Below are 16255 nucleotides of genomic sequence, written 5' to 3' on the forward strand. Positions count from 1 at the left end.
ATTGTGTTTATTCCAGATTAAAACGCATTAACAATAGCATAGAAATCTTGTGCTTTTAACGAAGCGCCGCCAATTAATCCGCCATCTACATCTGGCTTAGAAAAAATTTCTTTAGCGTTATTAGGCTTCACACTTCCGCCATATAAAATAGATACCGCATTTGCAACCTCTTTACCATAGTTAGTAGCAAGTGTTTTTCTAATAAAGGCATGCATATCTTGTGCTTGTTGTGGCGTTGCAGTTTCACCAGTACCAATAGCCCAAACTGGTTCGTAGGCTAAAATAATCTTTTTAAATGCCGAAGCTTCTAAATGGAATAACGCCTTTTTTATTTGAGCTTCTACTACCTTTTCTTCATTCCCAGATTTTCTGTCTTGCAACTCTTCGCCAAAGCAAAAAATAACTTCCATGTTATTAGCCATGGCAGTGTCTACTTTTTTTGCTAAATCGGCATCGGTTTCGTTAAAATAAGCACGTCTTTCACTATGGCCTAAAATAACCGTTTTCACACCTATACTTTTTAACATAGACGCACTAATTTCTCCTGTGTAAGCACCATTTTCTGCAAAATGCATATTCTGCGCAACAACTTCTATATCATCTTCTCTTGTAGCTTGAAAAGCCGACCAAAGACTAGTAAATGTTGGTGCTATTTTAACTTCAGCATGAGATGTTTTTGTTTGCTTTTTTAAGTCGTTTATTAACGTTTCGGTTTCTACCAAATCGTTATTCATTTTCCAGTTTCCTGCTACAATTTGTCTTCTCATTTTATTAAAGCGTTTTTAAGGTTTTTATCTGTTGCTTTTACAGCTTTATACAATTTTATATTTTGATTTTTATCGACCACTAAATATCTAGGAATCCAATCTAAATTTAAGAAATCTCCAAAATCGCCTTTCCATCCAGATTGCATGTAAAAATGTTGACCTTGAACGTTGTATTTTTTTATACCTCTTTTCCAAGCATCGACACTTTTATCTAGTGAAAGAAATAAGTAAACAACATCGTTATATTCCTTTTGAAGCTCTTTTAGATTTGGCATACTTTTTATGCAATCGCTACACCAAGATGCCCAAACATCTATTAAAATGGTTTTTCCTTCGTATTTATTTAAAATAGATGAAAATGTTAAAGATTCACCTTCTAATGTTACAAAAGTATCGTTAAGTGCTTTCTCTGAAAATTGCTTTGGTGCTTCTTGCGCCTCGCAATTAAATAATACAACACTGGCTAAAAAGGTAATAAGTAGTTTTTTCATTTTTTAACGTTTAATTATTCAAGTTTTACTTTTGGATCTAACCACGTGTAAATTATGTCGACAAATATATTAATACTTACAAATACCGTTGCAATTACCAAAACGGCTCCCATAATAACTGGCAAATCTAACGTATTTAAAGCATTTACAATTTCTTTTCCTAAGCCATTCCAACCAAAAATATATTCAACAAAAACAGCTCCTGCTAACATAGAGGCAAACCAACCAGAAATTGCTGTAACTACAGGGTTCATAGCATTTTTAAGCGCATGTTTTCTTATAATTTGATATTCGGACAAGCCTTTTGCCCTTGCCGTTCTAATATAGTCTTGGTTAAAAACTTCTAATAACGAATTTCGCATTAATTGAATAACTACAGCTAATGGACGAATACCTAAAACTATGGCTGGTAATAGTAAGTTTTTCCATTGAATATGCATGGCCTCGCCAAAATCGTCTAATTCGTACAAACTCCCAGTCATTTCTAAATTGGTGTATTTATGTAGTACAAATCCAAATAACCAAGCAAATAAAATAGCACTAAAAAACGATGGTACACTCATACCAAATGTGCTAAATACTTGTATTACTCTATCTAACCATTGGTCTTTAAATAAAGCTGAAACTATTCCTAAAACAATACCAAGCACAATAGCAATAATAATTGCCGAAACTGCCAAGACAAAGGTATTTGGCAGAGTTTCTGCTATAACTGAAGTCACTTTTTTTCCTTGTTTGGTAAACGATTCTCGTAAATAAGGAAACTTTAACGCTAGTGTATTATTCCCTATTGAAAAAAGTGACACAGCACTATATTTTTCTTCAGAAAGAAATGTATAATCGTTTGTGTTTTTTGAATGAAATGATAATGGTGATAAATCGTTTAAATAATATAAATATTGAGTTGAAATAGGCTTGTCAAAACCATATTTTGCTTTAACGGTAGCTAATTGCTTACTGTCTTCATTTTGCCCTAGCATCATTTGTGCTGGGTCTCCTGGCAGTACATTAAACAAAAAGAAGATAACCGTTACCACACCAAACAATGTTAGTGCAGCATAAAAAGCTTTATTTATAAAATAGTTTAGCAAATATTAAAACTCTAAATCGTCTATATCGTTCCAATGAACTTTTTGTGTAATGGTTCCTTTTTCAAGAACAACTATACCTGGATTAGCCCTAACAATGGTTTTTAGCACTTTTTCATCACATAAATAAAAATCGAAATCTAAACTATAATCGGATTTTATTTTTTGCTTAACATCATCTCCAGAGGCCGACAACCCTATTACTGTATAACCATTTTTTTGAGCTTCTTGAGCCATAGCTTTTACCTTTGCCATGCCTTCTGCTTCAGTTGATTCAAGATTATAACTAACAACCATAACGAGTTTGTCTTTTTCTAAAAACTTATCGGTCATATTTTCCTCTGTGGTTTCAATAGAAAAATCTAATATTTTAGGTTCGTAACCAGGCTCAATAATTTCGGTTTCATAACTAATTAACTCACCATCTACCGTAGGATAAGAACCATCTGTTATAATTTCTTTTTCTTCGCCGTTTACGTTAAATACCCACGTCCATTCCATGACTGGTTTTTTGGCGTCTTCGGGAATACTCATATTCTCTTTAATGTTGCTTCCTATCTTATAGGCTCTAAAATCTATCGACGGCAAATGCATTAATACATGATACGCAAACCATAAACACGCAATAAATCCTAACAAAGCAACAATAGTGGTATTAAGCCTGTTAAAAATTGGTTTTATATAACGAACACCAAAAAACAGAACCAAAATTAACACCAGTAAAATAACATCTTTTGTAAACGATTCCCATGGGGTTAGTTTTATGGCATCGCCAAAACAACCACAATCTTTTACTTTATCGAAATATGCTGAATAGAAAGTTAAAAAGGTGAAAAACACGATCATTCCTAACAAACTCCAAACAGTAAACTTTGGTTTGTAACCTATTAACAAGAAAATGCCTAGAACAACTTCAAACACCACAACTAATACCGAAATAATAAGCGCATAAGGCTCTAAAAACGGTAAATTAAGTACATCGTAACTAAAATATTCTTGTAATTTATATGAAAACCCTAATGGATCGTTTAGTTTAATAAATCCTGAAAAAATAAATAATGCACCGACTAATATTCGGCATATATTAACAACTATTCTCATGTGCTTACTGTTTTGTGACTGTCTTTTTTCTTTTTACTGTAATTAATGTTGCGCTAACTAAGGTATGTAAAATATGCATTATACCTTTTCATCTTATTTTTCGTTTAAATGAATCATGGCAAAAACAGCATAATTAATCATATCTTGATAATTAGCATCTATTCCTTCGCTAACAAGTGTTTTTCCTGCGTTGTCTTCTATTTGTTTAACGCGTAATAACTTTTGAAGAATTAAATCGGTTAGGGAACTAACACGCATATCTCGCCAGGCTTCACCATAATCATGGTTTTTATCCATCATGAGTTGCTTAGTTTCGGCTACTTTTTCATCATATAGTTTTGTGGCTTCTTTAACATCTAAATCGGGTTGTTCTACAACACCTTTATCTAATTGAATTAGTGCCATTGTAGCATAATTAATAATACCGATAAATTCACTTATTTCATCTTCATCTACCTTTCTCACATCGTTCTCCTGCAAGCCTCTTATACGCTGGGCTTTTATAAAAATTTGATCGGTTAACGATGGTAATCTTAATATGCGCCAAGCACTACCATAATCTGACATTTTTTTTACAAAAAGATCGCGACAAACCGCTATAACATCATCGTATTGTTTTGAAGTATTTTGCATTAATACAGTATAATTTTGCGTAAATTTCGCTTAAATAGTTTAAAGTTTCAAGTTTAAAGTATTAAAGTTGCACATCAATTAATAAACCCATGACCATAAACTGCAAAGGACAACTTATAAACCTTAGTCAGCCCAAAGTAATGGGCATTTTAAACGTTACACCAGATTCGTTTTTTGATGGTGGAAAATACAATGCTCCAGAAAAACTACTCGCACAAGCTGAAAAAATGTTAAGTCAAGGCGCTACTTTTATCGATGTTGGCGCATACAGTTCTAGACCAAATGCCAACTTTGTAAGTGAAGATGAAGAGTTAAAAAGACTTATTCCTATTGTAGAGTTATTACTAAAAGAATTCCCGCACAGCTTACTATCTATCGATACTTTTAGAAGCAAGGTTGCAAAACAATGTGTCGACGCTGGAGCGGCTATTATAAATGATATTTCTGCAGGATTTTTAGATAGCGAAATGCTAAAAACAATTGGTAAACTTAACGTTCCATATATTATGATGCATATGCGTGGTACGCCACAAACCATGCAACAACTAACCAATTATAACGATTTATTTAAAGACATTGCTTACTATTTTTCTGAACGTATTACTCAAGCAAAAGCACATGGTATTCATGACATTATTATCGATCCAGGATTTGGGTTTGCAAAAACCATGAAGCAAAACTACGAACTCATGAGTAAGCTAGACCTTTTTAAAATTATTGATCGCCCTATGTTAATAGGTATCTCTAGAAAATCGATGATTTATAAACTTTTAGAAACCACTCCAGATCAAGCCTTAAACGGCACAACCATTTTAAACACCATTGCTCTACAAAAAGGCGCCAATATACTTCGTGTTCACGATGTAAAAGAAGCCATGGAATGTGTTAAATTAATTACAGAAATAACCCCTAAGTAAGGTTTAAATTTTTAAATTTACGAAAACAGTTAGCCTTTGGAAATTTTTGACGAACTTTTAAAATTCACCATAATAGACATTATTGATGTTATTTTAGTAGCCCTTCTACTCTACTACATCTATAAATTGGTTAAAGGTACAGTTGCCATCAATATTTTTATTGGAATTGTAATTATTTACTTCACCTACCTAATCACTGCTGCCTTACAAATGAAAATGCTAAGCAAAATTTTAGGCGGTTTTATGAGTGTTGGTTTAATTGCTTTAATTGTAGTGTTTCAACCCGAAATAAGAAAGTTTTTACTCATGGTTGGTTCGACTAACTTTGGTAAAAAGAAAAACTTTTTCAAAGCCTTTAAATTTTTAAAAACCGAAGCTAGTAACACTACAAACATCGACGCTATTGTTCTTGCTTGTAATAAAATGGGAAGTACAAAAACAGGCGCTTTAATTGTTTTTGAAAACAATAATAGTTTAGACTTTTTAGTAAATACAGGCGACGAAATGAATATAAAAGTAACGCAACCTATTATTGAAAGTATCTTTTTTAAAAATAGTCCGTTACACGATGGTGCCATTATTATTGAAAACAATACCGTAAAAGCCACACGAGTTATTTTGCCTGTTAGTAACGATAATTCTATCCCACAGCGTTTTGGATTAAGACACCGAGCTGCTGTTGGTATTACCGAGAAAACAGATGCGCTTGCACTTGTTGTTAGTGAAGAAACAGGACAAGTTTCCTACTTTAAAGATGGTGAGTTTGTTATGTTTAACGACACGCAAGACCTTATTGAAATGATAAAAAAAGATTTATCATAACTAAGCCGTTTCTTTTTTTAAAAACTGCACCTCGTAAAGGTTTTTATAATAGCCATTTTTCTTTTTTAGAAGCTCGTAATGCGATCCTTCTTCAACAATTTTACCATCATCCATAACAATAATTTTATCGGCTTTAATTACCGTAGCCAATCTATGAGCAATAACAATAGAGGTGCGTCCTTTTGTAATTTTATCTGTAGCATTTTGAATTAACTGTTCGGAATACGAATCGACAGACGATGTGGCTTCGTCTAACACTAAAATACTAGGATTAGTCACATAAGCTCTTAAAAACGAGATTAACTGTCGTTGTCCAGAAGATAGCATGGCGCCTCGTTCTTTTACATTATAATGATAATTATTGGGTAAACTCATAATAAACTCATGAATACCAATATCTTTAGCGGCTTGCACGACTTCGGCTTCAGTAATTTCTGGGTGATTTAATGTGATATTACTAAAAATGGTATCGGCAAATAAGAACACATCTTGTAAAACAACCGCTATTTGCTGACGTAACGATGACAAGGTTACATCTTTTACGTTTAAATGATCTATAGTTATAACACCACTGTCTATCTCATAAAAACGGTTTAATAAATTAATAATAGTCGATTTTCCAGCTCCAGTAGCTCCAACAATAGCAACGGTTTCTCCTGGTTTTACTTTAAAAGAAATACCTTTTAATACTTCTTCGCCTTCAACATAGCTAAACCTTACTTGATTAAATTGTATGTGACCTCTTAATTGATTTACTTCGGTTGTTCCATTATCATCTATTTGCGAGGTTGTATCTAGCACTTTAAACACACGATTTGCAGCAACCATACCCATTTGTAACGTGTTAAACTTATCGGCTATTTGCCTTAAGGGACGAAATAGCATAGGAATCATCATGATAAAAGCCGTTAAATCGCCTAAAGTTGCTGTTTCTGATAATACAATATTTAAACCGCCGTACCAGGACACTAGTCCAATTGTTATAGATGACGACAACTCGGCAATTGGAAAGAAAATAGAATTATACCACACGGTTTTTAACCACGCTTTTTTATGGCGTTCGTTTATGGCTTTAAATCGTTTATATTCGGTATCTTCTCTAGTAAAAAGTTGCAAGATTTTCATACCAACCAAACGTTCTTGAACAAAAGAGTTTAGATTGGAAATTTCGGTTCTTACTTCTTCAAAAGCTTTTTTCATATACTTTTGAAAAACGCGTGTTGCATATAATAATACGGGCAACATTAAAAACACAATTAAGCTTAATTCCCAGTTCATAAAAAGCATAACAGCAGATACAACCAACATGGTTAGTAAATCTCTAAAAATCATAAAGAGACCTTCTCCAAAAACATCGGCAATACGTTCCATATCGGTTACAGCACGCGTAATTAACACACCAACCGAAGAATTATCGAAATACTTCATTTTAAACCTAATCATATGGTCAAAAAGCTTGACACGAATATCTTTTACCACGGTTTGACCCAGCCATCCAGAGTAGAAAATAAATAATAGCTGGCAAACAACTTCTCCTAACAATAAACCACCCATTATTAAGATGTAGGGTAAAAATCCTTCAAAGGTTTTTGTTGCGATGTTATTATCTATTGCTTGCTGTAAAATATAAGGTCTTGCAGCTCCAAAAAGCGCTAAAAGTATAACCGCTAATAAAACGCCTAAAAACACTTTTTGATAGGGTTTTATAAACTTAAATAGTCTTTTAAAAAGCTTTAAATCAAATATTTTGTTTGTTTTAGTCAAGTTTTTTTATGTTTTCTGGATATGTTACTTCTTTTAAATACAAACCGTGTGCTGGCACAGAATACCCTGCTTCGCTTCTATTTTTAGAACGAATTATAGCATGTACATCATGAACTGCAATTTTGCCTAACCCCACATTTATTAAAGTTCCCATGATGGCGCGCACCATATTTCTTAAAAACCTATCGGCTTTTATATAAAAATGAAGTTCATCTTCTTTAATGGTAAAATTGGCTGCTTCAATAGCACAATTATAGGTTTTTACATCGGTATTACTTTTAGAAAAGCATTGAAAATCTTTATACTCCAATAAAATGGTTGCCGCTTGTTTCATTTTATCAACATCTAATGGCGTTTTTAAATAATAAGCCATCTCGGAATTAAATGCATTTTTTTTCAAAGCTATTCTATAAATATACGATCTGCTTGTGGCATCAAACCTAGCATGTGCGGTGCTGTTAACTTTAAACAAATCGTGTATGGCTATATCTTTTGGTAAAAAAGAGTTGAGCTTATATATTAAATCTTTTTCCAAAAAGTCTTTTCCAGTGTCAAAGTGCGCAAACATTTGTAAAGCGTGTACACCAGCATCTGTTCTACCGGCTCCAACAATGGCAATATCATCACTTAACAATCGTGATAATGCTTTCTCTAATACTTCTTGCACCGAAATAGCATTAGGTTGGTTTTGCCAGCCATGATACTTTTTTCCATTGTATGACAATTCTAAAAAATAGCGCAATTAAAAATGTATTTTTGTATTATGAAGCTACAAAGATAACTTTATTCCTGCGAAGCTGAGAATTTCAACTATTAAAAAAAATGCAATATTTATACTTAAGTAAATGACAAAAATCTTATTGCTTTCAGACACACATAGTCATATTGATGCGACCATTTTAAAGTATGTTAAAGAGGCTGATGAAGTGTGGCACGCAGGTGATATTGGCGACTTAAAAGTAACCGATGCCATAAAAAAACTAAAACCACTTCGTGCTGTTTATGGTAATATAGACGACCATAAGGCTAGAAAAGAATTCCCTAAAAACAATAGGTTTTTTTGTGAAGATGTTGATGTTTGGATAACACATATTGGCGGTTATCCAGGAAAATATAACCCCAACTTAAAAAATGAAATTAACAGCAATCCTCCCGACATCTTTATTTGTGGACATTCGCATATTCTAAAGGTGATGCCTGACAAAAAATTGAATTTATTGCACATGAATCCTGGTGCTATTGGAAACCATGGGTTTCATAAAGTAAAAACTATGTTGCGCTTTACCATCGATGGCAGAAAAATTGACAATCTGGAAGTGATTGAGTTCAAAAAATAAAACGAGGTTGATTTAGTATTAATATCAACCTCGAGATAGTATCTACTTTGTTTTTTTATAATCCAAGCTAATATAGGATGTTACTCCTGTAAATATCCCTACAAATATTGACGTTAGCAAAGAAAAATTAGCTAATGTATAAAGAACAATTGAAAGCACTACACCTCCTATCAAATGTTTTATGAGCATTTTTATAAGATTTAGGTTAGGCTCAAAGAAGAAAAAAAAACTAAAAAACCAATTTATCTTAATAAAAAAACCCAAAGCTTTCGCTTTGGGTTTTAACGCACTAATACTACTAAGATGTTAGGCCTATCGTAACCTATCGACTGATTTTACAAGATCTTCATCCTTTTTAATGGCTTTGTTGGCCAAGGCCAAAAACACGATAGAAATAATAGGAAGAAAAATCCCAATACCTTTCTCAGAAACAACTGTTTCTCCAGATAAATTTAGTGATCGGTACACGAATAATCCTAGTAAAATAAAGTTTAATATCATATTAAGTCGCCCTAAAACAAATTGCGACTGTCTGTTTTTAAATCTAAATATTGAAATTAGCGACAACAATGCAGAGCCTACAAACAATAAAAAGTATACCATATTATCTATAGCAAATATTTTCACCCCATCGTTAGTTACCCATAAATGGAATACAAAAATGAGCCCTGCAGATACTATAGCAGAAACTAAAAGGTATAAAGTTTGAATTCTTTGTAACACGCTTTTCAATTATTGAGGCACAAAAATAATGGATTATTTTAAAAAATACACCCAAATAATTAAAATAAAAGTTGTATTATTGCAGTAACAAGCCCAACTACCACGTTAGTAACTTGTTAATTCTTCAGATTAAAATCTTTTTTTTCAGAAAAATTCAAATTCATTATTTAACTGAAACATTCTTTAATTAACATCAATGTTTGAAATATCACAATTAAAAGCTAAAAAGCTTCCTGAATTACAGGAAATTGCTAAACAATTAAACGTTTCTAAGTACCGTTCTTTAAAAAAACTAGACTTAGTTTATAAAATTTTAGACTACCAAGCAGCAAACCCACAAGAGGTTTCTAGTGTAGCTAAACAAGATACTAAAGAACAAGAAACGTCTACCCCAAAAAAGCAACCTAGAAAACGTGTGCAAAAAAGTACTAATACGACAAAAAGCACACCGTCTAAAAAAGCTCCAGAGTCTAAGCCAAAATCATCGAATACTAACGATAAGAGCACTAATGACAAAGGGCGTCAAAACAATAAAACACAAAACAAAGAGCAGTCTTCTAGCAAGAATACTCCTAAAAAAGAGTCGAACAAAAGCAAACAGGACAACTCTAAAAAGGAACACAAAAACCAAAATAACGGTAATAAAGATACTAGAAACAGATACAGAGAGCCCGATTACGAATTTGACGCTATTATAGAAAGCGAAGGTGTTTTAGATATTATGCAAGATGGTTACGGTTTTTTAAGATCGTCTGACTACAACTACCTATCATCACCTGACGATATTTATGTATCGCAATCGCAAATTCGCTTATTTGGCCTTAAAACAGGAGATACTGTTCTTGGAAATGTACGCCCACCAAAAGAAGGTGAAAAATACTTTCCGCTAATAAAAGTGAATAAAATTAATGGTTTAGATCCACAAGTTGTGAGAGATCGTGTTTCTTTCGAACATTTAACCCCACTTTTCCCTAAAGAAAAATTTAATATTGCCGAAAGGCAAAGTACCATATCTACTAGAATTATGGATTTGTTCTCTCCTATTGGAAAAGGACAACGTGGTATGATTGTATCGCAACCAAAAACAGGTAAAACCATGTTACTTAAGGATATTGCCAATGCTATTGCAGCAAATCATCCTGAGGTATACCAAATTATCCTTTTAATTGATGAGCGTCCAGAAGAAGTTACCGATATGCAACGTAATGTTCGTGGTGAAGTGGTATCATCAACTTTCGATAAAGAAGCTCACGAACACGTTCGCATTGCCAACATCGTATTAGAAAAAGCAAAACGTTTAGTGGAATGCGGTCATGATGTAGTTATTCTTCTAGATTCTATTACAAGGTTAGCGAGAGCCTACAACACTGTACAACCAGCCTCTGGTAAAATTTTAAGTGGTGGTGTTGATGCCAATGCGCTACATAAACCAAAACGTTTCTTTGGTGCCGCACGTAATATTGAAAATGGTGGATCGTTATCGATTATTGCTACAGCACTTACAGAAACAGGCTCAAAAATGGATGAAGTGATTTTTGAAGAATTTAAAGGAACTGGCAATATGGAACTTCAATTAGACAGACGTATTGCTAATAGACGTATTTTCCCTGCTATCGATTTAATTTCTTCTAGTACACGAAGAGACGATTTACTACTTGATGAAACTACTATACAGCGCATGTGGGTATTAAGAAAATATCTTGCCGATATGAACCCTGTTGAAGCCATGGAGTTTATTAACGATAAAGTAAAACAAACACGAAATAACGAAGAGTTTTTAATCTCTATGAATGGTTAAAAACATCTTATATAATTAGTATAAAAAAATCCCATTGAAAATTCAATGGGATTTTTTATGAACAAATCAGATTAACAAATAAAAAAAAGCTTCTCTAAAAGAGAAGCCTTATACTATTATATAACTTTTATCTCTACTTATAGTGAAGCAACATGCTTAGCTAAACTTGACTTTAAGTTTGCTGCTTTATTAGCGTGAATAATATTATTCTTTGCTAACTTATCTACCATAGACACTACTGAAGGAAATAATTTTTCAGCATCAGACTTGCTAGTCATGTCACGTAATTTCTTAATAGCATTACGTGTTGTTCTATGCTGATATCTATTTCTTAAGCGCTTAGCTTCGTTACTTCTAATTCTTTTTAACGCTGACTTATGATTTGCCATTTGTTTTTACTTCTATTCGTTATAAAAAGTAGCCCGTAGGGGAATCGAACCCCTCTTACCAGGATGAAAACCTGGCGTCCTAGCCGATAGACGAACGGGCCATTTTGGTTTTTGAGAGTGCAAATATAAATTAATTTTTAATACTTGCAAAACTTTTTTCAAAGCCTCAATGTTTCCATTGCGGGTGCAAATATAATTCTATTTTTATATTCTGCAACAACAAAATTTATTTTTTTACAAAAAAAGTTAATACGCCTTGGCAAAAAGCACTCTCCCTTTAGATGGCGCTCCAGTAAAAACACATTTATCTTCCTCATTACCTGTATCTAAAGGAATACACCTTATTGTTGCTTTGGTAAGCTCTTTTATTTTCTCTTCGGTTTCGGCGGTACCATCCCAATGTGCCGATATAAACCCGCCTTTATTTTTTAAAACCTCTTTAAATTCGTCGAAAGTATCAACTTCTGTTGTATGCTCACTTCTATAATCTAAAGCTTTTTTGTACAACGAACTTTGTATTTCCTCCATTAGGTTTTCAATTTTAGGTGTTAAGCTATCTAATGGTACAATTTCTTTGGTTAACGTGTCTCTTCTTGCTAACTCAACAGTTCCGTTTTCCAAGTCTTTAGGTCCTATAGCTATTCGTAAAGGAACTCCTTGTAACTCATGCTGTGCAAACTTAGCTCCTGGCCTATGTGTTGTTCTGTCATCAAACTTCACCGAAACATTCTTGGCGCGTAAATCGCCCATTATTAAGTTAGCGATTTTAGAAATTTCTTCTAATTGCTCATCGGATCTATATATAGGTACAATTACAACTTGATCTGGAGCTAAATTAGGCGGTAACACCAAACCATGATCGTCGCTATGTGTCATTATTAAAGCACCCATTAATCTAGTAGAAACACCCCAAGATGTTGCCCAAACATAGTCTTGTTTCCCTTCTTTTGAAGTAAACTTAACATCAAAAGCTTTGGCGAAATTTTGTCCAAGAAAATGCGAGGTTCCTGCTTGTAACGCTTTACCATCTTGCATTAATGCTTCAATACAATACGTTTCTACAGCACCTGCGAAACGTTCGCTTTCGGTTTTTAACCCTTTTACAACGGGTATTGCCATAAAGTTCTCGGCAAAATTGGCATATATATTATTCATTAACTCGGCTTCCTTTATGGCTTCTTCTTTAGTCTCGTGAGCTGTATGTCCTTCTTGCCATAAAAATTCTGCTGTTCTTAAAAATAATCGTGTACGCATTTCCCAACGCACAACATTTGCCCATTGATTAACTAGAATAGGTAAATCTCTGTAAGATTGAATCCACCCTTTATAGGTATTCCAAATAATGGCCTCACTTGTAGGTCTTACCACTAATTCTTCTTCTAATTTTGCTTCTGGATCTACACGAAGCTTTCCTTCATTATCTGGGTCGTTCTGTAATCTATAATGCGTTACTACAGCACATTCTTTGGCAAACCCTTCGGCATTTTTCTCTTCAGCTTCAAATAAGCTTTTTGGAACAAATAGAGGGAAATAGGCATTTTGATGCCCCGTTTCTTTAAACATTCTATCTAATTCGGCTTGCATTTTTTCCCAAATGGCGTAACCATAAGGTTTTATTACCATACAACCTCTAACAGCTGAATTCTCAGCTAAATCTGCTTTTACAACAAGTTCGTTATACCATTTAGAATAATCTTCTGCTCTACTTGTAAGTTTCTTGCTCATATATAGGAATTTGGCACAAAGTTTGTGATTATGTTAAATATAGAAAATAGTTGCACAAAACTAACTATTTTTGTTATGTTCAACAATAAAATTCAAGAGATATGCGATTTAATTACTACATGAAAAAGAAAATACTTTTCACTGGTGCTTTTGCGCTTCTCTTGATCTTGTCATCTTGTGGATCATCTCAGTATGCTACATACGATAATGATGGAATCTACAACCCAAACCCAGAGATTGAATACGAAGAAGAAGTTGTACAAGCTCAAGAAAGCAATTCTAACAGTGATTTCTACAGAAATTATTTTAAAGAGAAATCTGAGGACTATCAAATTCCTGAAGACGACGAATATTTTACAGATATTGATGCTTACAAAGAAGGCGACTCTACAGATGTTTATAATTCTGGTTATGCCGGATGGGGACAAGAAAGTAATGACAATGTAACTGTAAATGTTTACAATAACTCCTGGGGTTATAACAGCTGGTGGTACAGACCTTATAATTATTGGGGCGGTTATTACGGTTGGGGGTATTATTCTCCTGGCTGGAGTATAGGCTGGGGATACTATGGCTACGATCCTTATTTTTATGGTGGTGGCTATTATGGCTGGAATTGGGGATGGTCTTACCCTTATTACGGATACCCACACCACAATAATTATTATAGAAGAAGCTATGCTTATAGCAACTCTAGACGTGGAAGCTATCTAAATTATAATAGTAGATTAACTTCTAGAAACAACACCTCTAGAGTTACTAGAGACAGAAGTAGAGCCACAAATAATTCTAGAACTAGAGCTACTAGAACTAGAACAACATCACCACGTGTAAGAAACAATAACTCTACGCCTAGAACAAGAACACGAGTAAAAACTAGAAATAATACATCTAATAATACGCCAAGAACAAGGACTAGAACAACAACTCCTAGAAGAAATAACTCTTCTATAAACACGAGAACAAGAACTAGCTCTCCAACAATGAGATCTAGTAGGAGTTCATCTGGAAGAAGTTTTTCTAGAGGTGGTGGCGGTTCTAGAAGAGGCGGCGGAATAAGATAATAGGAAACCCTCTAAAAAAAAATAAACACACTCTTAATTATATTGATATGAAAAAGTTAATAATATTAACCTTAGGTCTTTTTATTGTCCAGACTTCGCATTCTCAAGACATAACAGACGCCTTAAGATACTCGCAAGACGAAATTCAAGGAACAGCAAGATTTCGCGCTTTAAGTGGTGCATTTGGAGCATTAGGAGGCGACATGAGTGCTGTAAGCATCAACCCTGCTGGATCAGCAGTATTTACGTCTAGTCATGTTTCTTTGTCACTTGCAAACAATAACATAAAAAACGAAACACGATATTTTAATGGTTCTAGTAGTGCTAGAGACTCTAATTTTGATTTAAATCAAACTGGCGCAGCTTTTGTTTTTTATAATAGAAATGAAAATTCAAATTGGAAAAAGTTTTCACTAGGAGTTGCCTACGATAAAACGAACGATTTTGACAATGATTGGTTAGCAGTAGGTACAAGCAACACATCTATAGATAGGTATTTTTTAGATAGAACAGAAGCTGGCGAATTTGAATTTGGTGTCCTTAAACTATTACCCGGCGAGTATATTGAAGAAGCTTATGCTGATATAGGTTCTAACTACGGATATGATTACCAACAGGTATTTTTAGGGTATTGGGCTGGTATTATCGATCCTGTAAATATGGATAACGACACAAACGATAATAATATAGATTACATTTCAAATACAGCTCCTGCAACAGCGTTTAATCAAGAATACTTTTACGCTTCTACAGGTTACAATGGTAAGTTTGCATTTAACTTTGCAACGCAATTTAAAGATAAGTTATACTTAGGCCTTAATTTAAACTCCCATTTTATAAACTATGATAAAACAACTCATTTTTATGAAACTAATTCCGACCCTAACTCTTTAGCAAATGACGTTTTCTTTGAAAACAGACTATCTACAACTGGTTCTGGATTTTCATTTCAATTAGGAGCTATTGCCAATATAACAGAAAACTTTAGAGCCGGATTGGCTTATAATTCGCCTACATGGTATAGAATTGACGAAGAACTTAGTCAAAATATAAATTCTAATATTGCTGATCCTGAAATTAATTATATAAGCACAGTTATTAATGTATATCCATCATACAAACTGCAAACACCAGGAAAATTTACAGGAAGCCTTGCTTATATTTTTGGAAAACATGGTCTTATAAGTTTCGACTATTCTATTAAAGACTATGGAAATACAAAATACAGACCAACTTCTGACACGTATTTTTCACGCTTAAATCAAGACATTAGCAATAGGTTAACAACAGCATCTACATATCGATTTGGTGGTGAATATCGTATTAAACAGTTAAGTTTAAGAGCTGGTTATCGCCTAGAAGAAAGTCCTTATAAAGAGGATAGAAATGATAGTAATTATGTTGGAGACTTAGATGGTTATTCTCTTGGTTTAGGATATAATTTTGGAAAATTCAATATAGATTTGTCCTTTGATCATGCTGAAAGAGACTATAAGAATCAATTATATAGTGTTGGATTGACTAATAGAGCCAGTATTAATAACTCCAATAACAATGTTATTTTAACTGTTGGTTTTAGTTTATAATAAAATAATATTTATTATTTCTTATAAAAAAGCCTGAGCAAATTGCTCAG

General features: G+C 33.5%; 16 protein-coding genes and 1 tRNA gene. 6 read left to right on the forward strand and 11 right to left on the reverse strand.

What is annotated here, in order from left to right; all coding sequences use genetic code 11:
• Positions 1-17 precede the first annotated feature (17 nt).
• The 5 genes from tpiA to EJA19_RS06300 form a co-directional block, all read right to left on the reverse strand.
• Positions 18-767 carry a triose-phosphate isomerase gene (tpiA, locus tag EJA19_RS06280; protein ID WP_125467496.1) on the reverse strand — a complete coding sequence of 250 codons (750 nt, stop codon included), beginning with the start codon at positions 765-767 and terminating at the stop codon, positions 18-20.
• A complete protein-coding gene (locus tag EJA19_RS06285) occupies positions 764-1258 on the reverse strand; it encodes a TlpA family protein disulfide reductase (protein WP_125467497.1) in 495 nt (164 codons plus the stop codon). Before EJA19_RS06285 ends, tpiA begins: the two co-directional genes overlap by 4 nt.
• 14 nt (positions 1259-1272) lie before the next feature.
• Positions 1273-2349 carry an ABC transporter permease gene (locus EJA19_RS06290; RefSeq protein ID WP_125467498.1) on the reverse strand — a complete coding sequence of 359 codons (1077 nt, stop codon included), beginning with the start codon at positions 2347-2349 and terminating at the stop codon, positions 1273-1275.
• Positions 2350-2352: 3 nt separating this feature from the next.
• Positions 2353-3447: a BT_3928 family protein gene (locus EJA19_RS06295; RefSeq protein WP_125467499.1), complete on the reverse strand. Its 1095-nt coding sequence runs from the start codon at positions 3445-3447 to the stop codon at positions 2353-2355.
• A gap of 93 nt (positions 3448-3540) precedes the next feature.
• Positions 3541-4080: a DUF1599 domain-containing protein gene (locus EJA19_RS06300; protein ID WP_125467500.1), complete on the reverse strand. Its 540-nt coding sequence runs from the start codon at positions 4078-4080 to the stop codon at positions 3541-3543.
• An 89-nt stretch (positions 4081-4169) separates the two neighbouring features.
• Here EJA19_RS06300 and folP point away from each other — a divergent pair, with 89 nt between their 5' ends.
• Both folP and cdaA read left to right on the forward strand, forming a co-directional pair.
• On the forward strand, positions 4170-4997 hold the full coding sequence (folP, locus tag EJA19_RS06305; RefSeq protein WP_125467501.1) for a dihydropteroate synthase: 828 nt from the start codon (positions 4170-4172) through the stop codon (positions 4995-4997).
• A gap of 36 nt (positions 4998-5033) precedes the next feature.
• On the forward strand, positions 5034-5819 hold the full coding sequence (gene cdaA / locus EJA19_RS06310; RefSeq protein ID WP_125467502.1) for a diadenylate cyclase CdaA: 786 nt from the start codon (positions 5034-5036) through the stop codon (positions 5817-5819).
• Here cdaA and EJA19_RS06315 read toward each other — a convergent pair whose 3' ends face one another.
• A complete protein-coding gene (locus EJA19_RS06315; RefSeq protein WP_125467503.1) occupies positions 5820-7583 on the reverse strand; it encodes an ABC transporter ATP-binding protein in 1764 nt (587 codons plus the stop codon).
• On the reverse strand, positions 7576-8325 hold the full coding sequence (gene truA / locus EJA19_RS06320) for a tRNA pseudouridine(38-40) synthase TruA (protein ID WP_125467504.1): 750 nt from the start codon (positions 8323-8325) through the stop codon (positions 7576-7578). Before truA ends, EJA19_RS06315 begins: the two co-directional genes overlap by 8 nt.
• A 103-nt stretch (positions 8326-8428) precedes the next feature.
• On the opposite strand from truA, the gene EJA19_RS06325 reads away from it, so the two are divergent.
• The gene (locus tag EJA19_RS06325; RefSeq protein ID WP_125467505.1) at positions 8429-8920 is read left to right on the forward strand and encodes a metallophosphoesterase family protein; all 492 of its coding nucleotides are present in this window, start codon (positions 8429-8431) and stop codon (positions 8918-8920) included.
• Between the two features lie 312 nt (positions 8921-9232).
• Here the strand turns inward: EJA19_RS06325 and EJA19_RS06330 are convergent, their stop codons facing one another.
• Positions 9233-9643 carry a DUF4293 domain-containing protein gene (locus EJA19_RS06330; protein ID WP_125467506.1) on the reverse strand — a complete coding sequence of 137 codons (411 nt, stop codon included), beginning with the start codon at positions 9641-9643 and terminating at the stop codon, positions 9233-9235.
• A gap of 196 nt (positions 9644-9839) precedes the next feature.
• Between EJA19_RS06330 and rho the strand changes: the two genes are divergently transcribed.
• Complete coding sequence (gene rho / locus EJA19_RS06335) at positions 9840-11441, forward strand: transcription termination factor Rho (RefSeq protein WP_125467507.1); 1602 nt, start codon at positions 9840-9842, stop codon at positions 11439-11441.
• Positions 11442-11578: 137 nt separating this feature from the next.
• Here rho and rpsT read toward each other — a convergent pair whose 3' ends face one another.
• From rpsT to proS, 3 genes are all read right to left on the reverse strand, one after another.
• Positions 11579-11830, reverse strand: coding sequence for a 30S ribosomal protein S20 (rpsT, locus tag EJA19_RS06340; RefSeq protein WP_125467508.1), 252 nt, complete (start codon positions 11828-11830; stop codon positions 11579-11581).
• 29 nt (positions 11831-11859) lie between these two features.
• Positions 11860-11931: transfer RNA gene (locus EJA19_RS06345), tRNA-Glu, on the reverse strand.
• Between the two features lie 145 nt (positions 11932-12076).
• Positions 12077-13555, reverse strand: coding sequence for a proline--tRNA ligase (gene proS / locus EJA19_RS06350; RefSeq protein WP_125467509.1), 1479 nt, complete (start codon positions 13553-13555; stop codon positions 12077-12079).
• Between the two features lie 101 nt (positions 13556-13656).
• On the opposite strand from proS, the gene EJA19_RS06355 reads away from it, so the two are divergent.
• Both EJA19_RS06355 and EJA19_RS06360 read left to right on the forward strand, forming a co-directional pair.
• On the forward strand, positions 13657-14619 hold the full coding sequence (locus EJA19_RS06355) for a hypothetical protein (RefSeq protein ID WP_125467510.1): 963 nt from the start codon (positions 13657-13659) through the stop codon (positions 14617-14619).
• Between the two features lie 47 nt (positions 14620-14666).
• Complete coding sequence (locus EJA19_RS06360; RefSeq protein ID WP_125467511.1) at positions 14667-16205, forward strand: OmpP1/FadL family transporter; 1539 nt, start codon at positions 14667-14669, stop codon at positions 16203-16205.
• Positions 16206-16255: the final 50 nt, after the last annotated feature.

It is taken from the genome of Mangrovimonas spongiae, from assembly GCF_003944795.1.
GTDB lineage: Bacteria > Bacteroidota > Bacteroidia > Flavobacteriales > Flavobacteriaceae > Mangrovimonas > Mangrovimonas spongiae.

Excerpts from the sequence above, each read along its gene's own strand:
- tpiA (WP_125467496.1), bottom strand. The coding sequence starts at position 767 with ATGAGAAGACAAATTGTAGCAGGAAACTGGAAAATGAATAACGATTTG.
- EJA19_RS06285 (WP_125467497.1), bottom strand. The coding sequence starts at position 1,258 with ATGAAAAAACTACTTATTACCTTTTTAGCCAGTGTTGTATTATTTAAT.
- EJA19_RS06295 (WP_125467499.1), bottom strand. The coding sequence starts at position 3,447 with ATGAGAATAGTTGTTAATATATGCCGAATATTAGTCGGTGCATTATTT.
- EJA19_RS06300 (WP_125467500.1), bottom strand. The coding sequence starts at position 4,080 with ATGCAAAATACTTCAAAACAATACGATGATGTTATAGCGGTTTGTCGC.
- folP (WP_125467501.1), top strand. The coding sequence starts at position 4,170 with ATGACCATAAACTGCAAAGGACAACTTATAAACCTTAGTCAGCCCAAA.
- EJA19_RS06325 (WP_125467505.1), top strand. The coding sequence starts at position 8,429 with ATGACAAAAATCTTATTGCTTTCAGACACACATAGTCATATTGATGCG.
- rho (WP_125467507.1), top strand. The coding sequence starts at position 9,840 with ATGTTTGAAATATCACAATTAAAAGCTAAAAAGCTTCCTGAATTACAG.
- rpsT (WP_125467508.1), bottom strand. The coding sequence starts at position 11,830 with ATGGCAAATCATAAGTCAGCGTTAAAAAGAATTAGAAGTAACGAAGCT.
- proS (WP_125467509.1), bottom strand. The coding sequence starts at position 13,555 with ATGAGCAAGAAACTTACAAGTAGAGCAGAAGATTATTCTAAATGGTAT.
- EJA19_RS06355 (WP_125467510.1), top strand. The coding sequence starts at position 13,657 with ATGCGATTTAATTACTACATGAAAAAGAAAATACTTTTCACTGGTGCT.
- EJA19_RS06360 (WP_125467511.1), top strand. The coding sequence starts at position 14,667 with ATGAAAAAGTTAATAATATTAACCTTAGGTCTTTTTATTGTCCAGACT.